Origin of the sequence: Sorangium sp. So ce834, assembly GCF_051521425.1 — a bacterium.
Lineage (GTDB): Bacteria > Myxococcota_A > Polyangia > Polyangiales > Polyangiaceae > Sorangium > Sorangium cellulosum_D.
Window position 1 is genome coordinate 8,571,763 of record NZ_CP150351.1, and the last position, 25,563, is coordinate 8,597,325.

At 67.8% G+C, this 25,563-nt stretch carries 21 protein-coding genes; 17 read left to right on the forward strand and 4 right to left on the reverse strand.

All coding sequences use genetic code 11. The annotated features are described in order from the left end of the window. The first annotated feature begins 15 nt into the window (after positions 1–15). The 8 genes from WMF20_RS31165 to WMF20_RS31200 all read left to right on the forward strand — a co-directional run bounded on the left by WMF20_RS31165 (position 16) and on the right by WMF20_RS31200 (position 9,333). Entirely contained in the window at positions 16–1,005 is a 990-nt protein-coding gene (locus WMF20_RS31165) for a chlorinating enzyme (protein ID WP_129577811.1), read from the forward strand. Continuing rightward, positions 1,002–1,373 (forward strand): cupin domain-containing protein, encoded by a 372-nt coding sequence (locus WMF20_RS31170; RefSeq protein WP_437605513.1) that lies wholly within the window; start codon positions 1,002–1,004, stop codon positions 1,371–1,373. The genes WMF20_RS31165 and WMF20_RS31170 overlap by 4 nt, the downstream gene beginning before the upstream one ends. Then, positions 1,342–2,616: an alpha/beta fold hydrolase gene (locus tag WMF20_RS31175; RefSeq protein WP_437605514.1), complete on the forward strand. Its 1,275-nt coding sequence runs from the start codon at positions 1,342–1,344 to the stop codon at positions 2,614–2,616. Before WMF20_RS31170 ends, WMF20_RS31175 begins: the two co-directional genes overlap by 32 nt. 16 nt (positions 2,617–2,632) lie before the next feature. Next, positions 2,633–4,075, forward strand: a complete 1,443-nt coding sequence (locus WMF20_RS31180) for an FkbM family methyltransferase (RefSeq protein ID WP_437617189.1) — start codon at positions 2,633–2,635, stop codon at positions 4,073–4,075. Positions 4,076–4,152: 77 nt separating this feature from the next. Then, positions 4,153–5,403: a benzoate/H(+) symporter BenE family transporter gene (locus tag WMF20_RS31185; RefSeq protein WP_437605515.1), complete on the forward strand. Its 1,251-nt coding sequence runs from the start codon at positions 4,153–4,155 to the stop codon at positions 5,401–5,403. 128 nt (positions 5,404–5,531) lie between these two features. After that, positions 5,532–6,218, forward strand: a complete 687-nt coding sequence (locus WMF20_RS31190; RefSeq protein WP_437605516.1) for a thioesterase II family protein — start codon at positions 5,532–5,534, stop codon at positions 6,216–6,218. A gap of 60 nt (positions 6,219–6,278) precedes the next feature. Next, complete coding sequence (locus tag WMF20_RS31195) at positions 6,279–7,460, forward strand: acyl-CoA dehydrogenase family protein (protein ID WP_437605517.1); 1,182 nt, start codon at positions 6,279–6,281, stop codon at positions 7,458–7,460. 247 nt (positions 7,461–7,707) lie between these two features. Further along, positions 7,708–9,333: a pyridoxal-phosphate dependent enzyme gene (locus tag WMF20_RS31200; protein WP_437605518.1), complete on the forward strand. Its 1,626-nt coding sequence runs from the start codon at positions 7,708–7,710 to the stop codon at positions 9,331–9,333. A gap of 179 nt (positions 9,334–9,512) precedes the next feature. Here WMF20_RS31200 and queD read toward each other — a convergent pair whose 3' ends face one another. Further along, positions 9,513–9,875 (reverse strand): 6-carboxytetrahydropterin synthase QueD, encoded by a 363-nt coding sequence (queD, locus tag WMF20_RS31205; protein WP_437605519.1) that lies wholly within the window; start codon positions 9,873–9,875, stop codon positions 9,513–9,515. A gap of 128 nt (positions 9,876–10,003) precedes the next feature. On the opposite strand from queD, the gene folE reads away from it, so the two are divergent. The 9 genes from folE to WMF20_RS31250 all read left to right on the forward strand — a co-directional run bounded on the left by folE (position 10,004) and on the right by WMF20_RS31250 (position 20,124). Continuing rightward, entirely contained in the window at positions 10,004–10,738 is a 735-nt protein-coding gene (gene folE, locus WMF20_RS31210) for a GTP cyclohydrolase I (protein ID WP_437605520.1), read from the forward strand. Then, positions 10,735–11,421 carry an SDR family NAD(P)-dependent oxidoreductase gene (locus WMF20_RS31215; RefSeq protein ID WP_437605521.1) on the forward strand — a complete coding sequence of 229 codons (687 nt, stop codon included), beginning with the start codon at positions 10,735–10,737 and terminating at the stop codon, positions 11,419–11,421. Before folE ends, WMF20_RS31215 begins: the two co-directional genes overlap by 4 nt. Before the next feature lie 441 nt (positions 11,422–11,862). Continuing rightward, complete coding sequence (gene ribA, locus WMF20_RS31220; RefSeq protein ID WP_129577821.1) at positions 11,863–12,540, forward strand: GTP cyclohydrolase II; 678 nt, start codon at positions 11,863–11,865, stop codon at positions 12,538–12,540. A gap of 158 nt (positions 12,541–12,698) precedes the next feature. Further along, a complete protein-coding gene (locus WMF20_RS31225) occupies positions 12,699–13,427 on the forward strand; it encodes a hypothetical protein (protein WP_437605522.1) in 729 nt (242 codons plus the stop codon). A gap of 151 nt (positions 13,428–13,578) precedes the next feature. Beyond that, on the forward strand, positions 13,579–14,757 hold the full coding sequence (locus tag WMF20_RS31230) for an MFS transporter (RefSeq protein WP_437605523.1): 1,179 nt from the start codon (positions 13,579–13,581) through the stop codon (positions 14,755–14,757). A gap of 227 nt (positions 14,758–14,984) precedes the next feature. Beyond that, positions 14,985–15,842 (forward strand): glycine zipper family protein, encoded by an 858-nt coding sequence (locus WMF20_RS31235; RefSeq protein ID WP_437605524.1) that lies wholly within the window; start codon positions 14,985–14,987, stop codon positions 15,840–15,842. 144 nt (positions 15,843–15,986) lie between these two features. Continuing rightward, the gene (locus WMF20_RS31240; RefSeq protein WP_437605525.1) at positions 15,987–18,215 is read left to right on the forward strand and encodes a hypothetical protein; all 2,229 of its coding nucleotides are present in this window, start codon (positions 15,987–15,989) and stop codon (positions 18,213–18,215) included. Between the two features lie 144 nt (positions 18,216–18,359). Further along, positions 18,360–18,893, forward strand: a complete 534-nt coding sequence (locus WMF20_RS31245; RefSeq protein ID WP_437605526.1) for a GxxExxY protein — start codon at positions 18,360–18,362, stop codon at positions 18,891–18,893. Between the two features lie 253 nt (positions 18,894–19,146). Then, complete coding sequence (locus WMF20_RS31250; protein WP_437605527.1) at positions 19,147–20,124, forward strand: AlbA family DNA-binding domain-containing protein; 978 nt, start codon at positions 19,147–19,149, stop codon at positions 20,122–20,124. Between the two features lie 176 nt (positions 20,125–20,300). On the opposite strand, the gene WMF20_RS31255 is transcribed toward WMF20_RS31250, so the two are convergent. The 3 genes from WMF20_RS31255 to WMF20_RS31265 all read right to left on the reverse strand — a co-directional run bounded on the left by WMF20_RS31255 (position 20,301) and on the right by WMF20_RS31265 (position 25,458). Next, positions 20,301–21,692 carry a hypothetical protein gene (locus WMF20_RS31255; RefSeq protein WP_437605528.1) on the reverse strand — a complete coding sequence of 464 codons (1,392 nt, stop codon included), beginning with the start codon at positions 21,690–21,692 and terminating at the stop codon, positions 20,301–20,303. A gap of 410 nt (positions 21,693–22,102) precedes the next feature. Next, entirely contained in the window at positions 22,103–23,599 is a 1,497-nt protein-coding gene (locus WMF20_RS31260; protein ID WP_437605529.1) for a DUF1552 domain-containing protein, read from the reverse strand. 110 nt (positions 23,600–23,709) lie between these two features. Further along, positions 23,710–25,458, reverse strand: a complete 1,749-nt coding sequence (locus tag WMF20_RS31265; RefSeq protein ID WP_437605530.1) for a DUF1592 domain-containing protein — start codon at positions 25,456–25,458, stop codon at positions 23,710–23,712. Positions 25,459–25,563 lie beyond the last annotated feature (105 nt).

The window sequence follows — 25,563 nt, forward strand, 5'->3', positions numbered from 1 at the left end:
GTTGAGAGTCAAGCAATGAGCACTGTTTCTGGGAAGGCTTCCACCTTTTCATTGACGCCCGAGGAGGCCAGCGAATTTCACCGACGCGGCTATGCCGGCCCGTTCACGCTCTACGAGCCGGAGGAGATGAAGGAGCTGTGGCGGCGCGAGCGGCTCAGGATGCTTGACCGCAGCGCCGCCATCTATCAGGACGAAGCGGCCAAGTCCGGCGTGACGAACATCGCGAACTACGACCGCCACCTCGACAACGCCTTCCTTGCGTCGCACATCTGCCGGCCGCAGATCGTCGACCGCGTCGCGAGCATCCTCGGGCCGAACGTCCTGTGCTGGCGCACCGAGTTCTTCCCGAAGTATCCGGGCGACGAGGGGACGGACTGGCATCAGGCCGACACGTTCGCCAACGCCTCCGGTTCGCCCCAGATCGTGTGGCCGGAGGACAGGGAGTTCGGCGGAACAATCACGGTGTGGTCGGCGTTCACCGAGGCCACGGTGGACAACGGCTGCCTGCAGTTCATCCCGGGCACCCATCGCACCATGTACTACGACGAGACCAAGAGGATGCACTACGATCCGAGCTTGATCAACAGCGTCGACAAAGGGAGCACCCGGCGCGGCTTCTTTGGTTACGACTACCGCCAGCTGCAGAAAGATCCGGACTGGCAGCCGGACGAGTCGAAGGCGGTGTCGATGGTGATGCGGCCAGGCCAGTTCATTATGTTCTGGTCCACGCTCATGCACGCGTCGCACCCACACAGCGGCAAGACGAAGGATATGCGGCTCGGCTTTGTCTCGCGCTACGTGCCCACCTCGGTGAGGATCTACCCGGACACCGAGGTCATCGAGGAGTACGGCGGCAAGGTGAGCCTGGAGAAGTACGGCGCCGTGCTCGTCAGCGGCCGAAACGAGTTCACCCACAACCGGATCGCGACGAGCACCACGCTCGGCCACCGCTTCGTCACGCGGGACATCACGGCCGCTTCCGCGCAGCAGGAAGCGCACGCATGAACGAGAGGGCCGCCGCGCGCGTGTCGCTGGCAGAGAAGTTCGCGCTTGTTGACCGGCACTGGACCCCGAAGATCGTGGGCGAGCTGAACGGCCAGTATGTCAAGCTGGCCAAGTTCAGCGGCGAGTTCGTATGGCACAAGCACGACGACGAGGATGAGATGTTCCTGGTCATCAAGGGCGAGCTCACGCTCAAGCTCGAGGGCCGCGACATCAACCTCCGCGAAGGAGAGTTCGCCATCGTGCCGCGCGGCACCCTCCACCTTCCAGTGGCTGCGGGCGAGGCGCAGGTCCTGCTCTTCGAGCCGAAGAGCACGGTGAACACGGGTGAGCTAAACCATGCCCTTACTGCCGACTGTGAATGGATCTGACCGCCGCGCGCTGGCAGGCGACGACGAGGAGCCCCAGGCGTCCGCCCGCGCGGCGGTGCGGCGCCTGGCGGCCTCGATGTCATCCGTCGCGCCGCTCGTGAACGCGCTCGACGCGCCGGTGCGCGTCGCGGTGTCGGGGCCCGGCGCGCCCGCGGGCGCAGGCCTCACGCTCGGTGAACTGGGTGACGAGATCCAGGCGTTGCTCGACCGGCTGGCGGACGGCGCCACGGCGCGGCGTATTGTGCTGCACCGCGACGCGGCGCCGCTGTCCGCGTTCGAGCTCATCGTCAGCGATCGCCTGGCGCTCGCGTCGATGCTTGAGCTGCCTCCTGACGTGCTCCGCGCGCTGCGCATGGTCGTGGACGACGTCGCGCTGGGAACGCGCGCGCACGGCGTCGAGGCGGCGCTCGAGCATCGGGAGCTGCAGTCCTGGGACGGATCCCGGCTGCGGGTCTACGCCGATGGGTCGAGCGACCGCAAGGCGGTCGTGCTCGTTCAGGCGTGCGGCATGCCGATCGGCCTGTGCGAACCGTGGATGCGTCGCCTGGCTCAGGAATTCCGCGTCATCACGTGGGAGAGCCGCGGGCTCTTCGGCGCGATGGGCACGGCGGACGAGTTTGACGCGCGGGCGCACGACGTGTCGGCGCAGGCGCGCGACATGCTCGCCGTCATGGACCACTTCGGCGTCGAGCGCGCCCACGCCACGGCGCTGTGCGGCGGCGCGGTGATCGCGCTCGCCGCGGCGGCGACGGCGCCGGAGCGCATCTCATCGCTGAGCCTCTGGCACGGTGACTACGAGCTCGGCGAAGACGCGCCGAAGACGCAACATCAGCGCGACGTGCAGACGCTCATGACGATGGCCGGCAGGGGGCGCGCTAAGGCCGCGGGGCTACAGAAGATGTTCAAGCGACCGTCCGTGCTCGCCAAGATTCGCGCCGACATGGCCCATCACGTGATGTATCCCTACGCGAGCGGCGAGCTCCTCTACCGCTATGGACGGCTGAACGGCGCGATCATGGATCATGACTGCAGGTCGCTGCTCGACCGGGTAGACCAGCCGGCCCTGGTGGCCACGAGCCATGACGACCATACGGCACACCCGGATGGGTCGCGCTACGTCGCCGGCAAGTTGCGGCGCGCAGAGTTGTACATGGGAGAGCACGGGGATCACCTGTCGTTGTTCGAAGCCGAATCACGCCTCGGTGATCTGGCCGCTGCGTTCATCGCTCGCGAAGCGAACTGAAGAATCGGGCAGGAACATGAACCACAATGACAATGATGTGAACTGCGCGCTCACCTCTTGCCTCCGCGGTCATGCCGCGGTCGAGGACGCCGTCGTGGCGTCGGGGGGCTCTGATTCTGGCGCGCTCGTCGCTTACATCGTCCCGGATGCCCATCGCGCAGGGGAGATCCGGCGCGCGTGCGCGCTCGAGGCAGACGGCCGCCTCGAGGGGCTGTCGCTCCACGAGCCGAGCGCCGACCTCTTGGTCGCGCAGCGGAATCGCACGGAGACCGACTTCCTATACCGAGAGATCTTCCTCGACAACGCCTATTTGCGGCACGGGATCGAGCTGCCGGAGCATGCGTGCATCATCGACGTGGGCGCCAACATCGGCATGTTCAGCACGTTCGCTGCGAAGACCTGCCCGACCGCGCGCATCGTCGCGGTCGAGCCCATCGCCGAGCTCAGCCGCGCGGTGCGCGCCAACGCCGAGATCCACCGCGCGGACATCACGGTGCTGAACTGCGCCATGGGGAGCGAGGCGGGTCGGACCGAGTTCACCTTCTACCCCAACAACACCGTGATGTCGGGCCGCTTCGCCGACGCGGAGGATCGCGACGTGCTCCGTGCCTACCTGCTCACGGGCGAGGGCGCGCAGGAAGGACGCCTCCTGGACGACCTCGTCGCGGACCGCATGGCGATGGAGCGGCGGAGCGTCGAGGTCATGACCTTGCGGCAGGTGGTCCAGCTCCAACGTATCGAGGAGATCGATCTCCTGAAGATCGACGTTGAAAAGGCCGAGATGGACGTCCTGAGCGGCATGGACGAAGCGACGTGGGCCAAGGTCGCGCAGATCGTCATCGAGGTACACGACATCGGGGGTCGGCTCGCCGAGGTCCTGAAAATGCTCGGCGACCGGGGCTTCGACGTCGCGAACGACTGCGACGCCCGCATGGTCAAGACGGGCTGCTATACCGTCTACGGCCGCGGTGCGCAGAAGCGACGCGCCGGCGCGCGGGCCGGAGCGGCGGCTCCCGCCGAGCGCTGGCCGACGCGGCGCAAGCTCGCCGACGACCTGCGCGCCGCGATCACAAGCCAGCTCCCAGGCCATCCTGTCCCCGAGCGCTTCATCTTCGTGAGCGCCCTTCCCACCGAGGCCAGCCTCCGCGAGCGCGCGGCGCTCTCTCGCGCGGGGCACGCGCCGCGCCCGCAGGAGGGTAGCCGCAACGAGATCGAGTCGCGCCTCGCCGACATCTGGCGGGAGCTGTTCGGAGCGAGCGCGGTGCGCCCTGATATGGATTTCTTCGAGCTCGGCGGGAACTCCCTGACGGCGGTGCGGCTGCTCTCCCGGATCGAGGACAGCTTCGGAGCAGACGTCCTCGCGCCGGACGATATCTTCACGGCGAGCCGGCTCGACGACATGGCGGCCGCCATCGATGCCGCGCTCGCGGCGCGGCAGGCCGGCGGCAGCGCAGCGTGATCCGGCGCAGCGTGGTGTGGCAGGTCTGCAGGCCCAGGACAGCGCTGGTTGATTGACGCGGCCGTGGATGTATGTTCATGCCGAGGACTGTGACGAGCTCGATTCCGCTATCCGTCGTCGTCGCGGGCTTCATCACTGTCCTCGTCGGCTTCACCAGCGCGGCCGCTATCGTGTTCCAGGCCGCGAGCGCCGCCGGCGCGACGCCGGCCGAGCTGAGCTCCTGGATGGGCGCGCTCGGGCTGGGTATGGGCGTCACGTGCATTGGCCTCTCGCTGCGTTACCGAGCGCCTGTCGTCACGGCCTGGTCCACGCCGGGCGCCGCGTTGCTCGTCACAAGCCTCGCCGGCGTATCCATGGCGGAAGCGATCGGCGCCTTCGTGCTCTCGGCGGCGTTGATCACCATCTGCGGGCTGACCGGCTGGTTCGAGCGGGTGATCGATCGCATCCCGCTGCCGATCGCGTCCGCTATGCTGGCTGGCGTGCTCGTCCGCTTCGGGATGGACGTGTTCACCGCCATGAAGACCAGGTTCCTGCTGGTCTTCTCGATGTTCTTCGCCTATCTGCTCTGCAAGCGCCTGTGGCCTCGTTACGCGGTGATCGTTGTGCTGTTCCTCGGCGTCGGCGTATCATGGTGGCAAGGCTTGCTCCGCATCGAGTCGTCCCAGCTAACGCTGACGACGCCGACGTTCGTCATGCCGACGTTTTCCTGGCCCGTCCTGATCAGCGTGGGGATTCCGCTGTTCGTCGTCACGATGGCGTCGCAGAACCTCCCCGGCGTGGTCGTCATCCGCGGCTCCGGCTACGCGACGCCGGTGTCGCCCTTGATCACATGGACCGGTATCACCACCCTGCTGCTCGCGCCGTTCGGGTGCTTCGCGCTGAACCTCGCCGCCATTACCGCCGCCATCTGCATGGGCAAAGAGGCGCACGAGGATCCGGCGAAGCGGTACCTGGCGAGCGTGGCCGCCGGCGTTTTTTACCTGCTCGTCGGCGTCTTCGGGGGGGCGGTCGGCATGCTGTTCACGGCCTTTCCCAGAGAGCTCGTGCTCGCCGTGGCCGGGCTCGCGCTGCTCGGCACGATCGCGAGCGGCCTCTCCGGCGCCATGAGAGACGAACGTGCCCGAGAGCCCGCGCTGATCACCTTCCTGGTCACCGCGTCGGGCGTCTCGCTGTTCGGGATCGGCGCCGCGTTCTGGGGGCTCGTGACCGGCGTCTTTGCGCTGGCGGTGCTCAACTGGTTCCAGCGCGCCGCTCCCGCGCAGGCGATCGCCGCCCGCGCGGACACAGCCCCGAGCGAGGCGCCGCGCGATGCGCTCGATAGATCCTGAAACGTTGCCTGCCGTCCGCTCCTGCGAATCGAGAGGCTGAGATGAGTATCGAGCAGATCCCTACCGCAGCCCCTGGCCTCAATCGCTGGATATACCGCCCGGCCCCGCGAGTGAACGCGAGGCTCCGAATGTTCTGCTTTCCTTACGCTGGCGGCAGCCCCTCGGTGTTTCGGGGCTGGGTCCACGCGATCCCGGCGGACGTGGACGTCATGGCGGTACGGCTTCCGGGTCGCGACAGCCGGATCAAGGAGCCCGCGTACCGCGAATGGCCCGCGTTGCTCGCCGCCATCGAGGACTCGCTTCTAGAGCTGCTCACCGGGCGCTTCGTCTTCTTCGGCCATAGCATGGGCGCGGCGGTTGCCTATGAGCTCGCCCGGCAGCTCTCGGCGAAGGGCAAGCCGCTTCCGGCGCACCTGCTGCTGGCCGGTTGCCGCGCGCCGCACGTCCCTCGCTACGTGCCGGCGATCCACCACCTGCCAGACGAGGAGTTCTACGAGGGGCTGCGCGACATCAGCGGGACGCCTCCGGAGGTCCTGGCAGACAAGAAGTTCATGGCGCTGTTCGCGCCGACGCTGCGCGCGGATATCAAACTGGCGGAGACGTGGTCGGGGACGGCCAACGAGCCGCTCGACGTCCCGATCACCGTGTTCGCTGGCGCGGACGATGCGCTCGCTCCGCCGGATCGCATCCCAGAGTGGGGTCGCTATACGACAGGACGGTTCACCGCCCATGTACTCCCCGGTGAACACTTCTTCCTCCGGACGTCAGAAGACGCGTTGGTGGGTCACGTTCGTGCCACGCTGGAATCCTGCTGACGGACAGCGAGAGCACCACGTGGAGAGGGGCAGCAGGAGCATGGAGCGCTGGACGCCGTGATGTCCGTCTACTTTTCGCCCGAGCACGAGGCCTTTCGTCATCGCGTACGGGAGTTCCTGGCGCAGGAGGTACTACCGTTCGCCGACGAGTGGGAGCACGCTCGATGCATTCCGCGACAGACGTGGCTGGAGATGGGCCGCCGCGGGCTGCTCGGGCTCCCGTACCCGAAGGCGTACGGCGGGGCCGAGCTGGATCTGTTTTACTCGCTGGCATTTCTCGAGGAGCTCGGCCGCACGGGGTACTCCGGCTTCCGGGCCTCCGTGTCGGTGCACGAGTACATGGCGACCTACTATCTCGCCACGTCCGGCAGCGAGGCGTTGAAGCGCAGCTACCTGACGAAGGCGATCGCCGGAGAGAAGATCGCGGCGCTCGCGATCACGGAGAAGGACGCCGGCTCGGACCTGAACCGCATCGCCACCACGGCGACGCTCGACGGTGATTGCTTCGTTGTGAACGGAGAGAAGACCTTCGTCACCAACGGGACGACGGCCGGCTTCATCACGCTGGCGGCGCGCACCGCGCCCGCATCGACCACGGCGAAGCGCGGTGCTACGGGGCTCTCTCTCTTGATCGTCGATGCTGAGTCGCCCGGCATCTCCAGGCAGAGGCAGGACAAGATTGGGTGGCATTGCTCCGACACGGCGGAGCTCCGCTTCGAGAACGTGCGCGTGCCTGCCGAAAACCTGATCGGCAAGCCCGCCGGCGGCTTCATGTATCTGATGCGCGGGTTCCAGCTCGAGAGGCTGGTCGCAGCGACGCTGGCGATCGGCGGGATGGACCGCTGCATCGAGGAGACCTGCCGCCACATCGTCGGGCGGCCCGCTTTCCAGGGGACCTTGGCGGGCCTGCAGGCGATCCGGCACCGGGTCGCCGACCTGGTGACGGACATCGAGGCGGCTCGCCAGCTCGTCTACCACGCCGCATGGCTGTACCGACGCGGCGAGCTGCCCATCGCGGAGTGCTCGATGGCCAAGCTCCGCGCCACCGAGCTCGCGAGCCGCGTGGCCGCGGAGTGCTTGCAGCTCCACGGCAGCCGCGGCTACCTGGAGGGCTCGGCGATTTCTAGGATATACCGCGACGCGCCCGCCGCGACCATGGCCGGCGGGGCGAGCGAGGTCATGCGTGACATCATCGCGCAGATCGCCATCGAGGAGAACCATCGGCCGGGCGGCGTGACATGATCGCGCGCTGGCCGCCGGGGTCCTCCTCCGGCGCAGACCTGCGCGCGAGAGCGTGCCGTTGTCCGGCCCTGGGGCACGCTCGACGCCATGATCCAGCGCAGTCGTGCGCGGAGCCGACGTGGCGCACGTCCATCATGAGGCACACGGCCACGGAGGTGACGTGCTGAGCTGCTGGCTCAAGCGCTGGGATGCGCTCGGGACGCCTGAGCTCCTTGGGGATCCGGCGACTCCAATGGCGAGCGCGGCCATGGTGGCGCTCGCATCCGCCGCGCGGCTCCTGAGCCGGTCGCTGCCTGACGGGCAACTCCGTGTGCTCGAGCTCGGCTGCGGCGCGCTCCAGCCTGCGGCCGTGCTGCGCGGCACGCTCGGCCCCGCTCGCGTCCGTTTCACGCTCCTCGACGGCGACGAGGCGATGATCGAGCGCGCCCGCGACGCGCTGGGAGATTCCGTCGTCGCCACGCACGTGCTACCGGTGGAGTCGGCCGAGATCGCGGCGCGGCTCGGGGATGCGCGCTTCGATGTCGTCCTCTCGGTATGCGCGGCATCTCAGCTGTCCGATCGCGCAGAGAGGGCTCTCCTTCGCACGATCTGCGCGTGCCTGGCGCCGCACGGTGCGCTCCTGCTGCTGGACATCTTCCGTCTCGAAGGGCTCGCGCGGGAGCTCGGGTGCGCGGCGGGAGAGCCGATCCGCGAGCAGGCGGCGAGCGATCATGTCGCGGTGTTCGGCGCCGGGCCACCCCGCTCGGCGCTTGACAGGCTCGCTGGCGAGCGCCGCATCGCCGTGGAAGATCATCTCCTCTGGCTGCGGCAGGATTCGCGCATGGACGCGGCCTGCGCGTGGCGCGCGTGGGACGCCGCGCTGCTGATCGCCCGCCGGGGCGAGATGCAGGCGGGCAGCGCGCGGTGGCCGGGCGAAGCCACGGCGGGTGTCGCCGCGAGCGTGGCCGATACGATCGGCGACACCCCGCTCGTGGCGCTCGACCGCCTATGCCGCGGGCGAAATGGGTCGATCTTCCTGAAGCTCGAGATGCGCAACCCGGGCCTCAGCAAGAAGGACCGGATCGCGGTGGAGATGGTGCGCGCCGCCCGCCGCACAGGCGCCCTGCGGCCTGGACAGCCGGTCGTAGAGCTCACGAGCGGCAACACCGGCGCCGGGCTGGCGATCGCGTGCGCGATCCTCGGGCATCCCTTCGTGGCGGTGATGAGCGCGGGGAACTCCATCGAGCGCGCTCGCATGATGATGGCGCTCGGCGCCGAGGTCGTGCTGGTACCGCAGCACCCCGACTCGGTGCCCGGCGTCGTCAGCGGGCTCGATCTCGCGCTCGTCGAGGAGCGCGCCCGCGCTATCGTGGTCGAGCGGGGCGCCTGTCGGACAGATCAGTTCGAGATGGAAGCCAACGTCGAGGCGCACGAGCGCGGGACAGGCGTGGAGATCCTGAGGCAGACCGGCGGCCGACTAAATGCGTTCGTCGATTTCGTGGGCACCGGCGGCACGTTCGCCGGCGTGGCGCGGGCGTTGAAACGTGCGCTGCCGGCCGTCCGCACTTACGTGGTCGAACCCGCAACGGCGCCCTTCCTGGCAGGCGGGGAAGTCACGGATCAGCGGCACCGCATCCAGGGCGGCGGCTACAGCCGAGAGCTGCCACTCCTGGATCGGGCGCTGTGCGATGGCTATCTCACCGTCAGCGACGAGGAGGCCATCGACGCGGCCCGCCGGCTCGCCCGGAGCGAGGGTATCTTCGGAGGCTTCTCGACGGGCGCGAACGTCGCCGCCGCGGAGAAGCTGCTCGCGGGACCGCACCGCGGCGGGACGATCGTGTGCCTCGCGTGCGATTCGGGGTTGAAGTACCTCAGCACCGATCTGTACCCATGACCCCGGCGAGCTCGGCACCGCGTCGAGCTCGCTCGAAGTATTGCAGCCCCCCTCGCTCGCGCTCCATGAGCTCGGGCCGCTCGCGGCGTTCGTCGCACAGGGTCCCGCCCGCGCGAAGCCGCCGCGAAGCAGCGCTGAAGTCCGGCCATCATCCCTGGCCGGACTTCAGGCGGGCCGGACTAGTCCCCTTCGTACTCGCAGCGGGCGTCGCAGGTCTCGAAGATCGTGACCCGCTTCAACAAGGGCAACGACGGCGCGAGCCGGTCCCAAATCCACCGGACGAGCACCTCGCTGGTCGGGTTCTCCAACCCGGGAACATCGTTCAGGTAGTTATGATCGAGCGCCGCGTAGAGAGGAGCCCAGGCCTCGTAGAGATGGCTGAAATCGAGAAACCACCCCGTCTCCTCATTCACGGGGCCACGGACGGCGATCTCGACCTTGAAGCTGTGGCCATGGAGGCGCGCACATTTATGTCCAGGCGGCACCCTGGGAAGTCGATGAGCGGCCTCGAAGCGAAATTCGTGCACGAGACGAACATTCATGGGTCAACCCTCATGAGGCAAACGCGATCCATTGTCAATGGACCTCGTCGGTGCGCGCCGCGACGGCCGGCGAGCAGCTCGGGCAAGTCCCTCGCGCAGCAGTGACATGGGAATGTTCGTGCGAATAGATGCATGCGCAGGCCGTCCATGCGCGGCTTCGTCGCATCCACGCGGACTCGAGCTGCTCGGGCTTGACGCCTCGGAGTTATTTTGATTTGTTGCGTCATCGCACGCTCACAGGTGCCTCATTTCTTATTGAATGGTGTTCAATGAACCAGGCCGCCATGATCGACCGGCGTAGGGCAGCGCAGGCCATCGAAGAGTTTCTTCGCGCCCTGGGGCGCGATCTCAAGGGAGACCTCGCCGGCACGGGCAAGCGGGTCGCCGACGCGTGGGCGGACGACCTAATCCGCGGGGACGCGGTCGACGCGGCCGCCGTTCTCCGCGAGGGCAGCATGGAGGCGGGTCCCCTCGATCGTGGGCTCGTCGTCGCCCGCGACCTCGCCGTGACCACGATGTGCCCGCACCACCTCCTACCGGCCCACGGCGCCGGGACCATCGCTTATCTGCCGGGCGCGCGGATGGCTGGCATCGGCACGCTCGCGCGCGCGCTCGACGCGCTCGCCCGGCGCCTCACCCTGCAGGAGCGCATTGGCGGGCAGCTCGTCGAGCTGCTCGTAAACGAGCTCGGCGCGAGGGGCGCCCTGTGCAAGCTGGCGCTGACCCACACTTGTTTGGTCGCGCGCGGCGAGCGCAAGGCGGGCGCCGTTATCGAGACGGTCGCGGTCGCGGGGCTGTTCGCTGAGCCGTGCCCGGAGCGCGACATCGCGGTCGCCGCCGCGCTCGCCGGGGGCCGGGTATGACCGGCGTTGCGGTCGTCACCGGACCGAGCCGAGGGATCGGAAGGGCCACCGCGCTCGCGCTCGCGCGCCGGGGCCTCTCCGTCGCGCTGCTCGGCCGCCAGGGTCCACGCCTTGACGAGATCGCCGACGCGGTACGCCGACTCGACGTCGCCGCGCTGCCGGTCCCCTGCGATGTCGCCTGCGAGGAGCAGGTCGCGCGCGCCGCCGCCGAGGTCGTCGCCTGGCGCGGCGCGCCCAACGTCGTCATCAACAACGCCGGGATCGTCCGCCGCGGCGCGGCGGTCCACGAGACCTCCCCTGCCGCCTGGGACGAGGTGATAACGGTCAATCTCCGCGGCCCGTACCTCGTCTCGCGCGCCTTCCTCCCGGCCATGTTGGCTGAGAAGCGCGGCCGGCTCATCCATGTCGGCAGCATCTCCTCGACCATCGCGTCGCCCGGCAACGCCTCCTATGCCGCGTCGAAATGGGGCCTCGTCGGCTTCTCGAAGAGCCTCGCCGAGGAGCTGCGCGCGACGGGGCTCCAGTCGATCGCCGTGCTCCCCGGCTCCGTGGACACGGACATGCTCGCCGGCAGCGGGTTCGCTCCGCAGATGAGCGCGGACGACGTGGCGCGGTTCATCGCGTACGCCGCGCTCGACGCTCCAGAGGCCGTGACCGGCGCGGCCCTCGAGATGTTCGGCTGACGGCCTGAGCGACGCGGGAGCCAAGAAGCCGGGACGTCCGCCTCGACGAGCCCGGCCTGGGCAGAGCACGCCACCGTAAATTGATGCGACGGCACCGTGACGACCACTTGCGACGCGGTAGGGGTATGACGAGATATAAGTCTTGTAGAGATCATCTTGGGTCGAGCCCAGCAGTGCGGCTCAGGCGAGCTGGTTCGATTCTCACCACCTCTCTCCCGGCGCGGGCCTGAGGACGGCGCGCCACGCTCTCGCCGCTCGCGAACGCATATCGAACGCATTGAGGATCGAATCGAGGGCCACTATTCGTTCTTGCGCTCACTCGGTGAGTGGGCTAGAACACTGGGCAACGCAGCGGAATGGCTGCGCCTCTCCGAGCGAGAGCAATTCGCGCGACAGTCGTCGCTTCATCGGGGGGCTGATCATGTTCAGAAGGAGAGCGAGATGCACGTCCCCGTGACGGCGATCCGGCCTCAGCTCGATATACGCGCCCAGGCTCCTGTACCCACGAAGCATGGCGTCTTTCAGATGCTGGTATTCCATTGGCTCAGCTCGGCCCATCCCGAGCACGGGCTCTCGCCCGATCACGTCGCGCTGGTCATGGGCGACGTTCGCGGGAAGTCGGGGGTGACCCTTCGCGTTCACTCCGAGTGCCTTACGAGCGAGGTATTCGGTTCTCTGAAGTGCGATTGCCGCGAACAGCTCGAGGCGGCGCAAGCCGAGGTCGGGCGGCAAGGGCTTGGCGTGGTGCTCTACCTCAGGCAGGAGGGACGCGGGATCGGCCTCGCCAATAAGATCCGCGCATATGAGCTACAATCGTTCGGGCACGACACGATCGATGCGAACCGCCTCCTCGGGCTGCCCGACGACGCCCGCGGTTATGAGCCTGCCGCCGCCATGATCGAGTACCTGGGCATCGAATCGATCCGGCTTCTCACCAACAACCCGGACAAGGTGAACGCGCTCGTCGCGCTCGGCGTGCACGTGGCCTCGCGCGCTCCGGCGCTCATTCCGGCCAACCCCTTCTCGGCGCATTACCTCGAGGCGAAGCGCCTGCGGATGGGCCATACGCTCCCGTCGTTGGCGGACGGCGGCGTGGTCTCGAGCGGCGACGCGAAGTAGCCCGGTGCGCGACGCGGCGAGCCGCTCACATTGAGCAGAGCGGACCGCCCCCCGGCGTCGGTTCGCTGGACTGCCGCTGTACACCGAAATTTCGACACCAGAGCGCTGACACCGATAGATTACTTACTTGATGTCTCAGAAGGACAATAGAGGATCACATGGAAACGCAAGAGAGCACGTCGACGAAGACGAAGCCCGGCTTCGCCTCGAAAAAAGAGAAGATCAAGAGCGTCCTGGAGATGGTCAGCCAGAGCGACTATGACAAGCTGATCAAGCAGACCGCAGAGATGTTCGACCTCGACTACAACACGGTCGAATCTCACCCGAACAACATCAAGGCCGTCATCAAATACAAGACCTTCACGTTCCGGGAAGGGATCTCGCTGTCCTCCAAGACGTTCATGATCTTGCACAGCCTGGGACACTACTACTTCATCTCGAGCGCCAAGAAGACGAAGAACACCAGGTACGAGTACATCTACGACAAGGCAGGGACGGACTCGCCCAACCTTCACCTCTACAAGAATCTAGGTGAAGAACCTCGCGTGGTCACTGACCAGATGCGAAAAGATAGGATTGACTTCGAAGTCGGCGCCAACAACTTCGGCATCGAATTCCTGAAGCACATCGGCATGGCGCACCTCAGCCCGGTGGTGAGCATCTACCAGGCAGGCGACGTCAACTACATCCTCGACGTGACGGCGCACGGCAAAGACGCCATCGTACCGACCGACTACGACTACCTGGACCGGTACATCTGCAACGGCCTCACGTACGAGGAAGAGCCGAACGACGAGCGAATCTTCGTGGCGGAAGATTTTTCTCTTCACGGCACCCTGGATTGGCCTTATCTTGACCACCTGAAGCTCGAGGTTCACTTCTTCTGACCGAGTCTACCGGCCGCTGCGCGCTCGGCTCGGCCGGCAGCTCGGAGCCGTCGCCGGCGACGCAGGAAAACACTGGGTGACATCTCAGAACCTCCAATCCTCCGCTAGTCCAGTGGCGCCTCGTGTACCGACTCGGCGGTTGATACCGCTGATGTTGGTCATGTTCCTCATTGGGACAGCGGAGGTGGTCGCAGGGCCGATGATGGCGGCCATGGGCGCTCATTTCGGCGTTCCCGCTGCGCAGATTGCCTGGTTGCCGGCGAGCTACGCGCTCGTCTATGCCTCCCTCGCGCCGCTCCTCGGCCCGTTATCCGACAGGTTCGGGCGCAAGCCCCTGCTCGTTCCAGGGCTCATCGGGTTCAGCGCAGCAGCCGTGCTCATCGCCCTGGCGCCTTCCTTCTCGTCTGCCGTCGCCGCTGGCATCTTCGGGGGCATCTGCGCTGCCGCGGTCCAACCGAACGCGCTGTCCATCATCAACGACAATGTCGAGGAGGAGGCGCAGCCGGCGGCCACGGGCCGCGTCTTCATGGGATTGACGCTCAGCTTCGTCATCATGCCGGTCGTCAGCGCCGTGCTCGCCGCGCGGGTCGACTGGCGAGCAGCGTATCTCCTGGTCGGAGCAGCGGCGCTGGTGGCAGCCATCCTGACGTGGCGGATGCCCGTTCGGCGCGCCGCGGTACAGAACATGGGTTTCTGGACCACGTTCCGAGAGGCGCTCACCATCTACAGCGTCCGGCGGCGGCTCGCAGCCAGCTTTCTGTGGCTCGGTCTGTCGATCGGCGTCACCACGGTCCTGGCCGAGGTCTTGCGCCGTCGGTTCCACATGCAGACCGAGGCCATCGGCGTCATGGTCGGCGCATTCGGACTCGTGACGGTGATAGGTAACTCGTTGATCGGCCGAACCGAGCGGCTCGCCGGATCGCGCTCGCGGGTCGTCGTCGGCGGCGTCATCGCGACGCTCATCGGATGTCTGGTGGTCGGCGTGCTCCCGCCGTTCTCGCTGCCGGTGGCCGCGCTGGCGGGGGTTGTCTGGGCGCTGGGGTACGGCATCGCAGGACCTGTCCATCACTCTGGTTTGGGACAGATCTCCCGTCATGTCCGCGGCACCATCACCGCCCTGAACGCGAGCCTTCTGAACCTCGGCATTGTCGTCGTTGCCTCCTGCGCCGGGCGCTTCTTCGACGCTCTCGGCGTGGAGGCCGTCGTTGGCATGGCGGTCCTCGGAATGGTGAGCGGGCTCGGCCTGCTTCTGACCATCCGGCCGGCGCCCGATCTTCGTGCCAGCCAGCCGGGGGCGCTCGCAGCGCCTCCGCGGTTTTCCCGTCGCTAGCGCCTCGTTTCATCTCAGGCTGCTCCGCCTTCGGCGCCTACCGCCGGATGTCAAGCGTTTTCGCCGTCATGCCGGCCGGCAGAATTTGACCCCATCCCTCCCCTCCCTGTGATCCAATCGGGCGCGCTGGTCGCGGGCGCCGCATCGCGCGGCGTTCCCCTGCGCCCGCGCCCTGCCCGCGTCTGCCTATGGCCGAGGTGCTCGCCGCTTCGCTCGCATTCCCCGCCGTGATCTTCACGGTCGTGCTCGCGCTCGCGCTCATCTACTGGCTGTTCGTCCTCCTCGGCGCGCTCGACCTCGATCTGCTCGGCGGCGCTCACGGCGACGCGACGCCCGACCTCGGCGGGCTCGAGGGCGCCGCCAAGGGCGCGCTCGAGGGCGCCGCCAAAGGGGCGCTCGAGGGCGCCGCCAAGGGCTCGCTCGAGGGCGCCGCCAAGGGCTCGCTCGAGGGCGCCGCCAAGGGCTCGCTCGAGGGCGCCGCCGACGGCGCGCACGGCGTCGGCGCGGTGCTCGTCGCCCTGGAGCTCCACCGCGTGCCGGCGACCGTGACGCTCACGCTGATCGCGGCGTTCGGCTGGTTCACGAGCGCCCTCTCGACGATGCTCGCCGCGCCGCTCTGGACCGGCGCCGGGCTGCCGCGCTGGGCGCTCGGCGTCACCGCGCTCGCCGCGTCGCTCGTCGTCGCCGTGCTGCTGACCTCGCTCGCGGTGCGGCCGCTCGCGCCGCTCTTCGTCACCCGGCACGCGACGTCGAAGAAGGACCTCGTGGGCCGCGTGTGCGTCGTCTCCACCGGGCGCGTCGACGAGCGCTTCGGCCAGGCGGTGATCGACGAGGGCGGCGCGAGCCACATCCTCGACGTCCGGTGCGACACGCCCGGCGCCCTCCGCCGCGGCGACCGCGCGCTGCTCGTGAGCTGGGACCCAGGCGCGGAGGTCTTCGGCGTCGAGCCGCTCGACGGGCTGCTGGGCCCACCCCCTCCCCTCGCCGAGCGGCTTGCGTCCCGCGTGGAAGCTCCCCCGGACGACGCCGAGGACGAGGCCATCCCCGCGGCGCGCGCCAGGGACGAGCAGCAGCGCGGCGGCTGAATCCGCTTTCGCGCTGCTCGTTTCGTGTACGCTATCCCCCGAGGGGGCATCGTGCGGCCCCCGACCCGGCTCGGTGCGGGCCCGGGCGTCGATCCTCGCTGGCGCGAGGGTCAGCGCCCTCCCCTCCGCCGGAACGCGAAGGAGATGCGCGTGCCCACTGTGACTGTCCCCCTCATCCTCGTCCTCGTCGGTGTCCTCGCCTTCGTCGCCCTCGGGATGCTGGTCATGTACGCCAAGTTCTACCGCCAGGTGGATCAGGGCAAGGCGCTGATCATCAACACGCGAGGCCAGGACCCCATCGTCACCTTCACCGGGACGCTCGTCCTGCCGATCATCCACCGCGCCGAGTACATGGATATCTCGGTCAAGACGATCGAGATCGACCGGCGCGGCAAGGAGGGCCTCATCTGCAAGGACAACATCCGGGCGGACATCAAGGTCACCTTCTTCGTGCAGGTGAACAAGACGCAGGACGACGTGCGCACGGTCGCGCGGACCATCGGCTGCGTCCGCGCCTCGAACCCGCAGACGCTCGAGCAGCTGTTCGCCGCGAAATTCTCCGAGGCGCTCAAGACCGTGGGCAAGCGCCTGAACTTCGAGGACCTCTACAAGGAGCGGCAGAAGTTCAAGGACGACATCATCGACGTCATCGGCAAGGATCTGAGCGGGTTCGTGCTCGCGGACGCGGCGATCGACTACCTGGAGCAGACGCCCATCGAGCTGCTCGACAAGGACAACATCATGGATGCCGAGGGCATCCGGAAGATCACCGAGCTCACGGTCACGCAGAACGTGCTGACGAACGAGCTCCGCCAGAAGGAGCGGATGGAGATCGGCAGCCAGAACCTGAACTCCGACGAGGCGATCTTCCGCTTCGAGCAGCGCCGGGCCGAGGCCGAGGCGAAGAAGGCGAAGGAGATCGCGGTGGCGCAGGCGCGCGAGCAGAACGAGGCCGCCCGCATCACGAGCGAGGAGCGCAAGAAGACGGTGCTCCTCCAGGAGAAGAACGACGAGGAGGCGTTCGTCGCCCGCGAGGCGAAGGAGCGCGGCGTCCAGGTCGCCCAGAAGAACAAGGAGCGCGAGGTCGCGGTCGAGACCGAGCGCGTCGAGAAGGCGCGGCAGCTCGAGATCGTGAGCCGCGAGCGCGACGTGTCGCTCCAGAAGATCGCCCGCGAGAAGGAGCTCGAGCTCCAGAAGAAGGACATCGCCGACGTGGTCCGGGCGCGGATCGCGGTCGAGAAGACGGTCGCCGAGGAGGAGGAGCGGATCAGGGACGTGCGCGCCGTGGCCGAGGCGACGCGCCTCAAGGACGTGACGCGCATCAACGCCGAGGCCGAGGCGCAGGAGCAGCTCGTCAAGCAGATCAAGGGGGCGGAGGCGAGCGAGGAGGCGGCGAAGTTCCGGGCGCGCGAGAAGCTCCTCATCGCGGACGCGGAGCTCGAGGCGAGCGACAAGGCGGCGCGCGCGAAGATCCGCATGGCCGAGGGCGTGCAGGCCGAGTCGGCGGCCGAGGGGCTGGCGCGCATCCGGGTGAAGGAGGCCGACGCGCAGGCGATCGAGAAGCAGGGGTTCGCCGAGGCGCGCGTGGCGCTCGAGAAGATGAACGCCGCCGCGGTCGGCGAGGAGAAGCAGGGCCTCGCGCGGGTGCTCGTGAAGGAGGCGGAGGCGCAGGCGATCGAGAAGCAGGGGCGGGCCGAGGCGCTCGTGGCGCGGGAGCGGCTGCTCGCCGAGGCCGCGGGCATCGAGCAGAAGGGGCTCGCGACCGCGAGGACGCGCGAGGCGGAGGCGATGGCGCTCGAGAAGACGGGCCTGGCCGAGGCGACCGCGATCAAGCAGCGGCTCTTGGCCGAGGCGGCGGGCACGGCGGAGAAGGCCGCGGCCATGAAGGCGCTCGACGGGGTCGGGAGGGAGCACGAGGAGTTCCGCCTGCGGCTCGAGAAGGAGCGGGCGGTGGAGCTCGAGGCGCTGCGCATCCGCGCCGAGATCGCGCGGGCGCAGGCGGAGATCCTGCGGGGCGCGTTCGAGCAGGCGAAGATCAACATCGTGGGCGGCGACGGGGCGTTCTTCGATCGGTTCGTCAAGGCGGTCACGCTCGGCCAGTCGGTCGACGGGATGGTCGACCAGAGCGCCACGGTGCGCGCGCTTGTCGGCGACTACCTGAACGGCAACGCGAGCCTCCCCGAGGACCTGAAGCAGCTCGTCGCGCACCCCTCGCCGCTCGCGAGGCCCGCGGACGGCACGCTGTCGGGGATGCTGACGTCGCTCCTGCCGAGCGCGGACGCCGACGGGAAGAAGAAGATCGAGGCGCTCGCCCAGAAGGCGCGGGAGCTCGGGCTCGATCAGCTGGTGCAGCAGCGGACGCCGCGGACCTGACCGGCGATCGGCGGCGGTGGGGGACGTGGGAAAGATGGGTCACCATCGACGGAGCCCCGACCGTCCGCCGCCGTCGAGCCACGATCGCGATCATTGGGCCGCGGGACCCGTGGACCGCAGGTCGACGATCGCGGGGACATAGGGATGACGGAAGAAAAGAGGACCGCAAGGGCGCGGGGGACGCAAGGGACCGGAGATGATGGCGCGGACATTCCCAAGCGGGAAGCTCGGTTTCGGGAGACCCCACCGGAGGTGAATGAGCTTGCGCGGCGGGTGATCGACGCCGCGATCGAAGTGCACCGGCATCTCGGCCCCGGATACTCGGAGTCGGTCTATGAGAAGGCGCTCGTGATCGAGCTTGGTCTTCGAGGCATATCGTTCCAGCGACAGGCGGGTTTCAGCGTCGACTACAAGGGACACGAGGTGGGCGAGGGCCGAATGGACCTCCTCGTCGAGCGCCTACTCGTCGTAGAGCTCAAGGCCGTCGAACGCTTCACCGATGTCCACGTCTCGCAGGCCCTGTCGTACCTGAAGGCCACGGCGCTTCCGCTCGCGCTGCTCATCAACTTCGACGTCCCGGTGCTGATGCGCGGAGTGAAGCGCGTCGTTCAGAATCGCCCGGCGAACCACGACGGCGGGGACATAGCATCAAGCGGACCGCAAGGAAGACAGATATGACCGCCAGCCTCCTCCTTTCCTTGCGTCCCTGGCACCCTTGCGGTCCTCTTCTCTTTCTCCCCCATGCTGCCCAACCATTTGATGATCCGACGGCGCGTCGCGCCGCGGCTCATCCGTGCGTTACACGGGCGGGCGCCGGCCTGAGCCGTGCGCGGTGTCTCGCCTTTTTCAACTTCTACGCCGCTCGCTTGGTGGTTCACTCGCGGCGTGCCGCAGCCATCGACAACGGGTTGCGCCAAGCGTAGGCCACGCCGTGTTCGGCCCGTTCTCGCTGAGCGGCTCGAATGGCGCAGCCGTACCTGCTATGCTCGGCGACATGGACAACGCTGAGTCCCTCTTTCGAAAGCTCGACCTCGCCTACGTGCAGCAGGAGATGATCGGCAAGGCGTTCGAGAACAACTGGCTCGAATGCAAGGAGAAGCAGAGGCCGGATCAGGGGTCGCTCGATCAAGGCGACAAGTCGAACTTCGCCAAGGCGCTGTCCGGCTTCGCCAACACCTCCGGAGGGGTGTTGTTCCTCGGCCTGGAGGCGCGCAAGGATAACGACGATATCGATCAAATCGTCGGCATCAAGCCCATCAAGGAGCTGAAGAAGATCGAGTCCGCCCTGAGGGAGTTGGAGAGCCGAGTCGTCGAGCGAATGGTCGCCGGAGTGGAGTACCTGCCGATCGCGACGGCTGGGGATGAGGGCCTGATCGCTGTCTACATCCCGCAGAGCGAACGCCCGCCCCATCGGAGCCAGATCGACAACAAATTTTACCTGCGGGCGGGCGGTGTGTTCAGTGCGATGCCGGTCAGCCTGATCGAGGATTTGTTTACCAGAAGGCTGCGCCCTGCATTGGAATTTATCATCCGAAAAATTGGCAACGATCGCCTCGTGGTTTCACTCGCGAATCGCGGGAAGGCGAGCGCGAGGAACCCGTACGTGATCTTCGGCCTCCCCAATGGTATCAGGCAGAGTGGTTACGAGCTAAACGGCAACACGCGCTTGGAATCCTGGGCGGCGGTCTACGAGTACAAGGGCGAAGGGGGGGTCTACATGTCTTTTCGCGATGGCAGCAATCTTGTCGTTCATCCCGACTCAGAAGTCGCGCTTCTTCAGCTTCAACATTCAGGTGTTGAGAGGCGCGGGTCGATGGGAACGACGGCGACGTGGGACTTCGCGTACCACGTTTATGCCGAGAATATGCTACCGGTCGAAGGTGTTCTTCAGGTGGAGATCGAGGCTTGAGGGGCGGGCTTACAACGACGGCTGGGACATAGCGCCAAGCGGACCGCAAGAAAGACAGACATAACCGCCGACATCCTCCTTTCCTTGCGTCCCTGGCGCCCTTGCGGTCCTCTTCGCTTTCGCCACCATGCTACCTACCATCTGATGGATCCATCGCGCCGCGGCTCATCCATGCGTTATCGGTTCTTGGTCAGGTAGATCAGGGCGGCGAGGCACATCTCGTCGAGCGTGCTCTCGCCGAGGCGAACGTCCACCGGGCCCGGGATGTTCTGCTCCTGGAGCGCCTTCACGAGGAACGGATTGCTGGTCGAGTTGTTGTACGTGCAGCGCATCGTGAGCAGATCGCCGCCGTGGATGCGCGGGAGCTCCGCGATGGGAGCGTCGTAGTAAAACCCGCGCTGCCACGAGAAATCCCACCTCGGCGTCTGCACGAGGCACTGCTCCCCAGCACCGCTGGGATCGCCCCGCGTGTGCTCCAGGGTGACTTTCATGTCCGTGCCCACATAGTGCATGTGGGTTCCGGCGCCGTAGAGGTACATCTCCGCGGCAGACACCGACTCGGGCATCCGGAACTGCATGGTCTCGACGTGATCCTCCGCGCCGGCCGGGATCAAGAACTCGGCGCCGTTCCCATCGTTCGGGCCGGGCAAGAGGCCGCCGCCCTCGTCCACCGACGACTCGAAGTTGCCGATCAGCGCGACCCCCATCGAGTACTCCGGCACCCCCTTCGTGAAGCGCATCTGGAGGCGCGTCGTGTCCGGATCCGCGGTCGTCCCCGCCGGGTGATAATGCACCTGCATCACCAGCCGCGCGCCGGCCGGGAGCTCGGCGCCGATGTTCGGCTCGAACTCCAGCGGGACACCCCCCGGCGCCCACGCGGCCACCAGCTGGCCCGAGAAGCCGGGGCCGCCGAAGCAGTCGTATCCCCCGTGCTCGTCCGCGAGCTCGTCCGCCGCGCCCTCCCGGTCGAGGAACACGAGCGCGTGGTGCACCACCTTGCTGTTGCCAGGAACGATGTGCACGCCGTTGATGTAGCGCGTCTCCGCGAGCCCAGGATTCATCACGAAACACCGGAACTGGTCGGCATCGCCGCTCGCGACGAACGGCTCCTCCGGCGCGACCTCCAGCTCGACCCCGCTGAGCCCGCCGGCGCCGCGGACGAACGGCGGCGGGGCGTCGGCAGGATCGCCCTCGGGGGTGCCCGCCGCAGACCACGCCTCGAGGACAGCGATCTCGGCCTCGCTCAGCCGGAGATCATCCTTCCAGCCGTACGGGGGCTGGCACTCGTCGGTCTCCTCCGCCCCCCACGGCGGCATCGTGCGCTCCCGCGTCGCGTGCGCCATGAGGCTCGCCACCGTGCGCGCCTCCTCGTACGTCGTCAGACCGAACGGGGCGATGTTCCCCGGGGAGTGGCAGCTCATGCAGCGCTTCTGCAAGAGCGGCTCGACGTCGTGATGAAATGTCGGCGACGTCCCCGCCGAGCCCGGCGCCTCCTCGCCGGAACAACCCAGGAGCAGCGCCGGCAGGAACGCCAGCGGCGTGAGCACGAACGACATCGACTTCCGCATGAAACTCCTTCTCGACAGCGTCCGCCGCGCAGACGCGCCGTCGGGGTCGTGATGGCCTCATCGCGCAGCGGCGCGCCGGCTGGACCGGAGCAGCCGACGACGAATCGTAGGGCAGCCTACGATCGGTGCAGCATGTCCAGAGACGGAAAGCGACCACGGGAGGCGCAGAATAGTTCCGAGGAGACCCGAGGCCCCGACGAAAACGTGCGCGCCGCGGAGATCTGGAAGCAGGGGTCTGCCGAGGCGCGCGTGACGCTCGAGACGAGGAACGCCGCCGCCGTCGGCGAGGAGAAGCAGGGCCTCGCGCGGGTGCTCCCGGAGCCGGCCCAGGAGGCGCGAAGCTCGGTCTTGCTGAGCTCGCCAGGCGAGGCCCGCGCGCCCTCGCGGCGCCGCGAGGGCCTCCCCTCGCCTCACGCCTTGAGGGCGTCGAGCTCCCCCGGATTGCCGATGCCGGGCCCGTCGATGACCTTGCCTGCGCCGTCCGTGGTGAACGACGGAGAGCTGCCGCCGAAGCCGGCCGAGACCGCGTCCGACACGCCGAAGCGATCGACCGGAATCCAGTCGGGGCTCCCGGCGCCGAGCGCGTTGATCAAGGTCGTGTAGAGCTTGTTCAACGGGACGGTCTCCCCCTGCGAGCCGGTGTTGCCGCTGTTGTCCTCGCCCTCCGCGCCGGTCGCGCAGCTGGCCTCGCTGTTGCCCACCGCGAGGTTCCCGCCCGCGAGGTTCACCGAGACGCCCTGCTTGAGGTAACCGCCGGCGCTGCCGGCGATCACGATGGGCAGGTTGTTGTTGTTGTGCGCGTTGCCGTCGGCGAGCTCCGGCAGCCACATCACCGCGGAGTTGTCGAGCATGGTGCCGTCCCCCTCCTCGATGCTGTCGAGGGTCTTGACCAGCTTGGCATAGCGGCCCGCATACCAGCGGTCGATCTCGTGGATCTGCTCGAGGACGCCGCTCACGCACTGGCCGCCGGTGGCGGCGCTCCCGTTCCGGTGCGAGAGCCCGTGATGATCGTGGGTGTGGGCGATGCCGTCCCAATTGAACGTCACGTAGCCCGGCCACTGGAGCACGATGGATCGGTTGCTATCGCACATCATCGTGAGGGCGATGAGGCGGATCATCATCTCGCTGCCCAGCGTGTACACCTTCTCGCTGTTGGGGAAGCCGCCGCCGCGCGCTGGGTAGCCCGCCTCGGTGAGCGCGGCGTCCGTGACGCCGAGCGCGGCCGCAGCCTCCTCGGTGCACGCCGAGGGGACGACCTGCTGCTCCGTCTCGCGGAGCAGCGAGAGCCAGTCGTCGACCTTCCTCCGATCGGGGCCGCTCATCTTGCGGGCCTTGAAGGCGTTCAGGTCGGCGCTCACCAGATCGATGATGCTCTCGCCGCGCGCCACGCGATGATCCGCCTCGGTCTCGGAGCCGCTCGCGAAGAGCCCGGTCAGGCTGCTGTACACCGTGCGAGCGTTGGTCACCGGAGCGTACGGCGTCTTCGACGCCGAGTACGACACGATGCCCTTGACGTTCGTGAACGCGTTGCCCACGGAGAGCACGAGCGGGGACTTGTTGGTGCCCTGGTTGAAGCGCTGCGCGATCTCGTGATCGAGCGAGTGCGACAGCGCCCAGTGCTCCCCGGCCGGATCGAGGGGCGCGCAGGTCAGCTTGCTGCCCATGCCCTGATCGTGGGGGTCGAAATGCACCACCCCGTCCACCTTGTTGTTGAAGCCGTTCAGGGGCATCGCGAGCCCGCGCGGGAAGAGCAGCTTCGCCGCGAAGGGGGCGAGCGGCGCGAGGGTCCGGGGCTTCCCGTCCGCCTGCACCGCCTCCAGCGACGCCGCGGTGACGCTCCCGGACCCGTTCTCGATCGTCGGGAACCAGCGGTTCGTCAGGCAACCGTTGTTGGTGTAAAAGATCACCAGGCGCCGCGGCGACGGGACCTCCTGCGCTCGCGCAGAGCGGACGAGCGAATTCAAGAAGGGGACCGCGAGCGCTGCGCCACCAATTCCGCGTAGGAAGAGCCTTCGGTTCACGGCGCCACCTCCGTCTGTAGTGCACGAACTCGGAACGATTGACTCTGCGTGAGGTCCGCGATCAGGTCGAGCACGGTGTAGCCGCCCTGGGTGAGCTTGGCGGTCAGCTCGTCCACGGTGCAGGCGTCTTCGCTGTTGAGCTCGCGCTCGTAGGCGAACGAGACCCACTTTCTCACGTAGCACTTCTGCGCTTCCGGCGAGCTCGCGATGGCCTCGGAGAGCGCCACCGGGCCGTCGATCTCCACGACGCTCTCGCCCATGTCGACGCTCACCCGCGTGTCGATGGGCGCGCCCGAGAACGACTCCGTCTGCTGGTAGGCCCCCACGGCGTCGTACGCCTCGAGCGCGAAGCCGGTCGGGTTGATGAACGTGTGGTGGCAGAACTTGCAAGCGTCTGGCGCCGTCTGGGCGTCGACTCGAGCGCGGTTGGTCGTGAGACTTTCGTCCGTGGGCAGCGGCGTGCCCTCCACCATCGGCGGCGGCGGCGGGATGTCCGCGCACAGGACCTCCTTCTGCAGGAACGCGCCGCGCAGGATGGGCGATGTTCGGTCGTACCCCGAGTGCGACACCAGGAAGCCCAGGCGCGTGAAGAGGCCCGAGCGCTGCGTCGGGTCGAGCTCGACCGGCACGAGCTCCGCGCCGTTGAACTGCGCAGGATCCAGGCCGTAGAGCGGCGCCAGGGAGGCGTTGACGAAGCCCACCGGCGTGGTGACCAGCTCCTGGAACGTCCCGGCCTGGTCGAAGACCACGTGCTCGATGAAGCGCTCGGTCTCCTCCGACAGAAGAGGGACCATCGAAGCGTCGAAGTCCGGGAAGGCGGCCGGATCGCGCTGGATGTTCGACCAGCGGGTGCCCGGCCCCATGTGCAGGTAGTGCTCGTGGAAGGCCTTGACCATACCGCGGCTCTTGGGATCCGCCAGCATTCGCCGCGCCTGCGCGAGGATCTGCTCCGGCGTGCGCAGCGCGTCGGCGTCCGCGGCGGCGAACAGCGCGTCGTCCGGCATGCTCCCCCACAGCAAGTACGAGAGGCGCGACGCCACTTCATGGCTGTTCAGCGCGAAGTACTCGCCCTCGGGCGTCTCGTCGATCTCCGCGCGCATCAGGAAGGAGGGAGAGACCAGGAACCCCTCGATGATCAGCTGGGCGCCCTCGTCGAACGAGCCGGTCTCCGTGAGCGCCTGGCGGCGGGCGTAGAGGGCCTGAAAGCGTCCCCTCTCGTCGTCGGTGAGCGGGCGCCGGAAGGCGCGCCGTCCCAGCGTATCGATGAGCTGGTGCGCGCACGCGGTGCCGTCGCCCGCCGGGGTGCAGGGGATGGTCCTGGCGCGCGCGCCGGGGTCCGCCATCACCGCCGCCGCCACCGTCGCTGCGGCAGTTTTGTACCCATCCCACGCGCGCTGATCGACGCTCCCGACGCCGTCCGGCGCGAGCATCGACGAGGGCTGGCTGTCGATGCCGACGAGATCGCGAATCGTGTTGTCGTACTGGACCCTGGTCAGGCGCGGCAGCGCCGACGTCCGCGGGACGCCCGGCACGCACACGGTCGGCTCGACGTCGGGGCCGCCGCCCGTCGAGCCGCTCCCGCCCGTGCCAGCGCCGGCGCCAGGCCCGCTGCCAGGCCCGGCGCCAGGCCCGCTGCTCCCCTCTTCGCCATCCAGGCCGCCGATGTTCGCGATGCAACCGAGCATCGCCGCGCAGCTCGTCGTGAACAGCGCAGGAACGATGAACCGCCTCGCCCACGTGTACATGGCACTCACCTCGTCCGGGGGGCGCGTACATCGGCCATCGCCCAGACATAGGATGCCTGTTCATAGGCCGCAGATCACTCGTTTTCTCGTATTTTCGTTACGGCG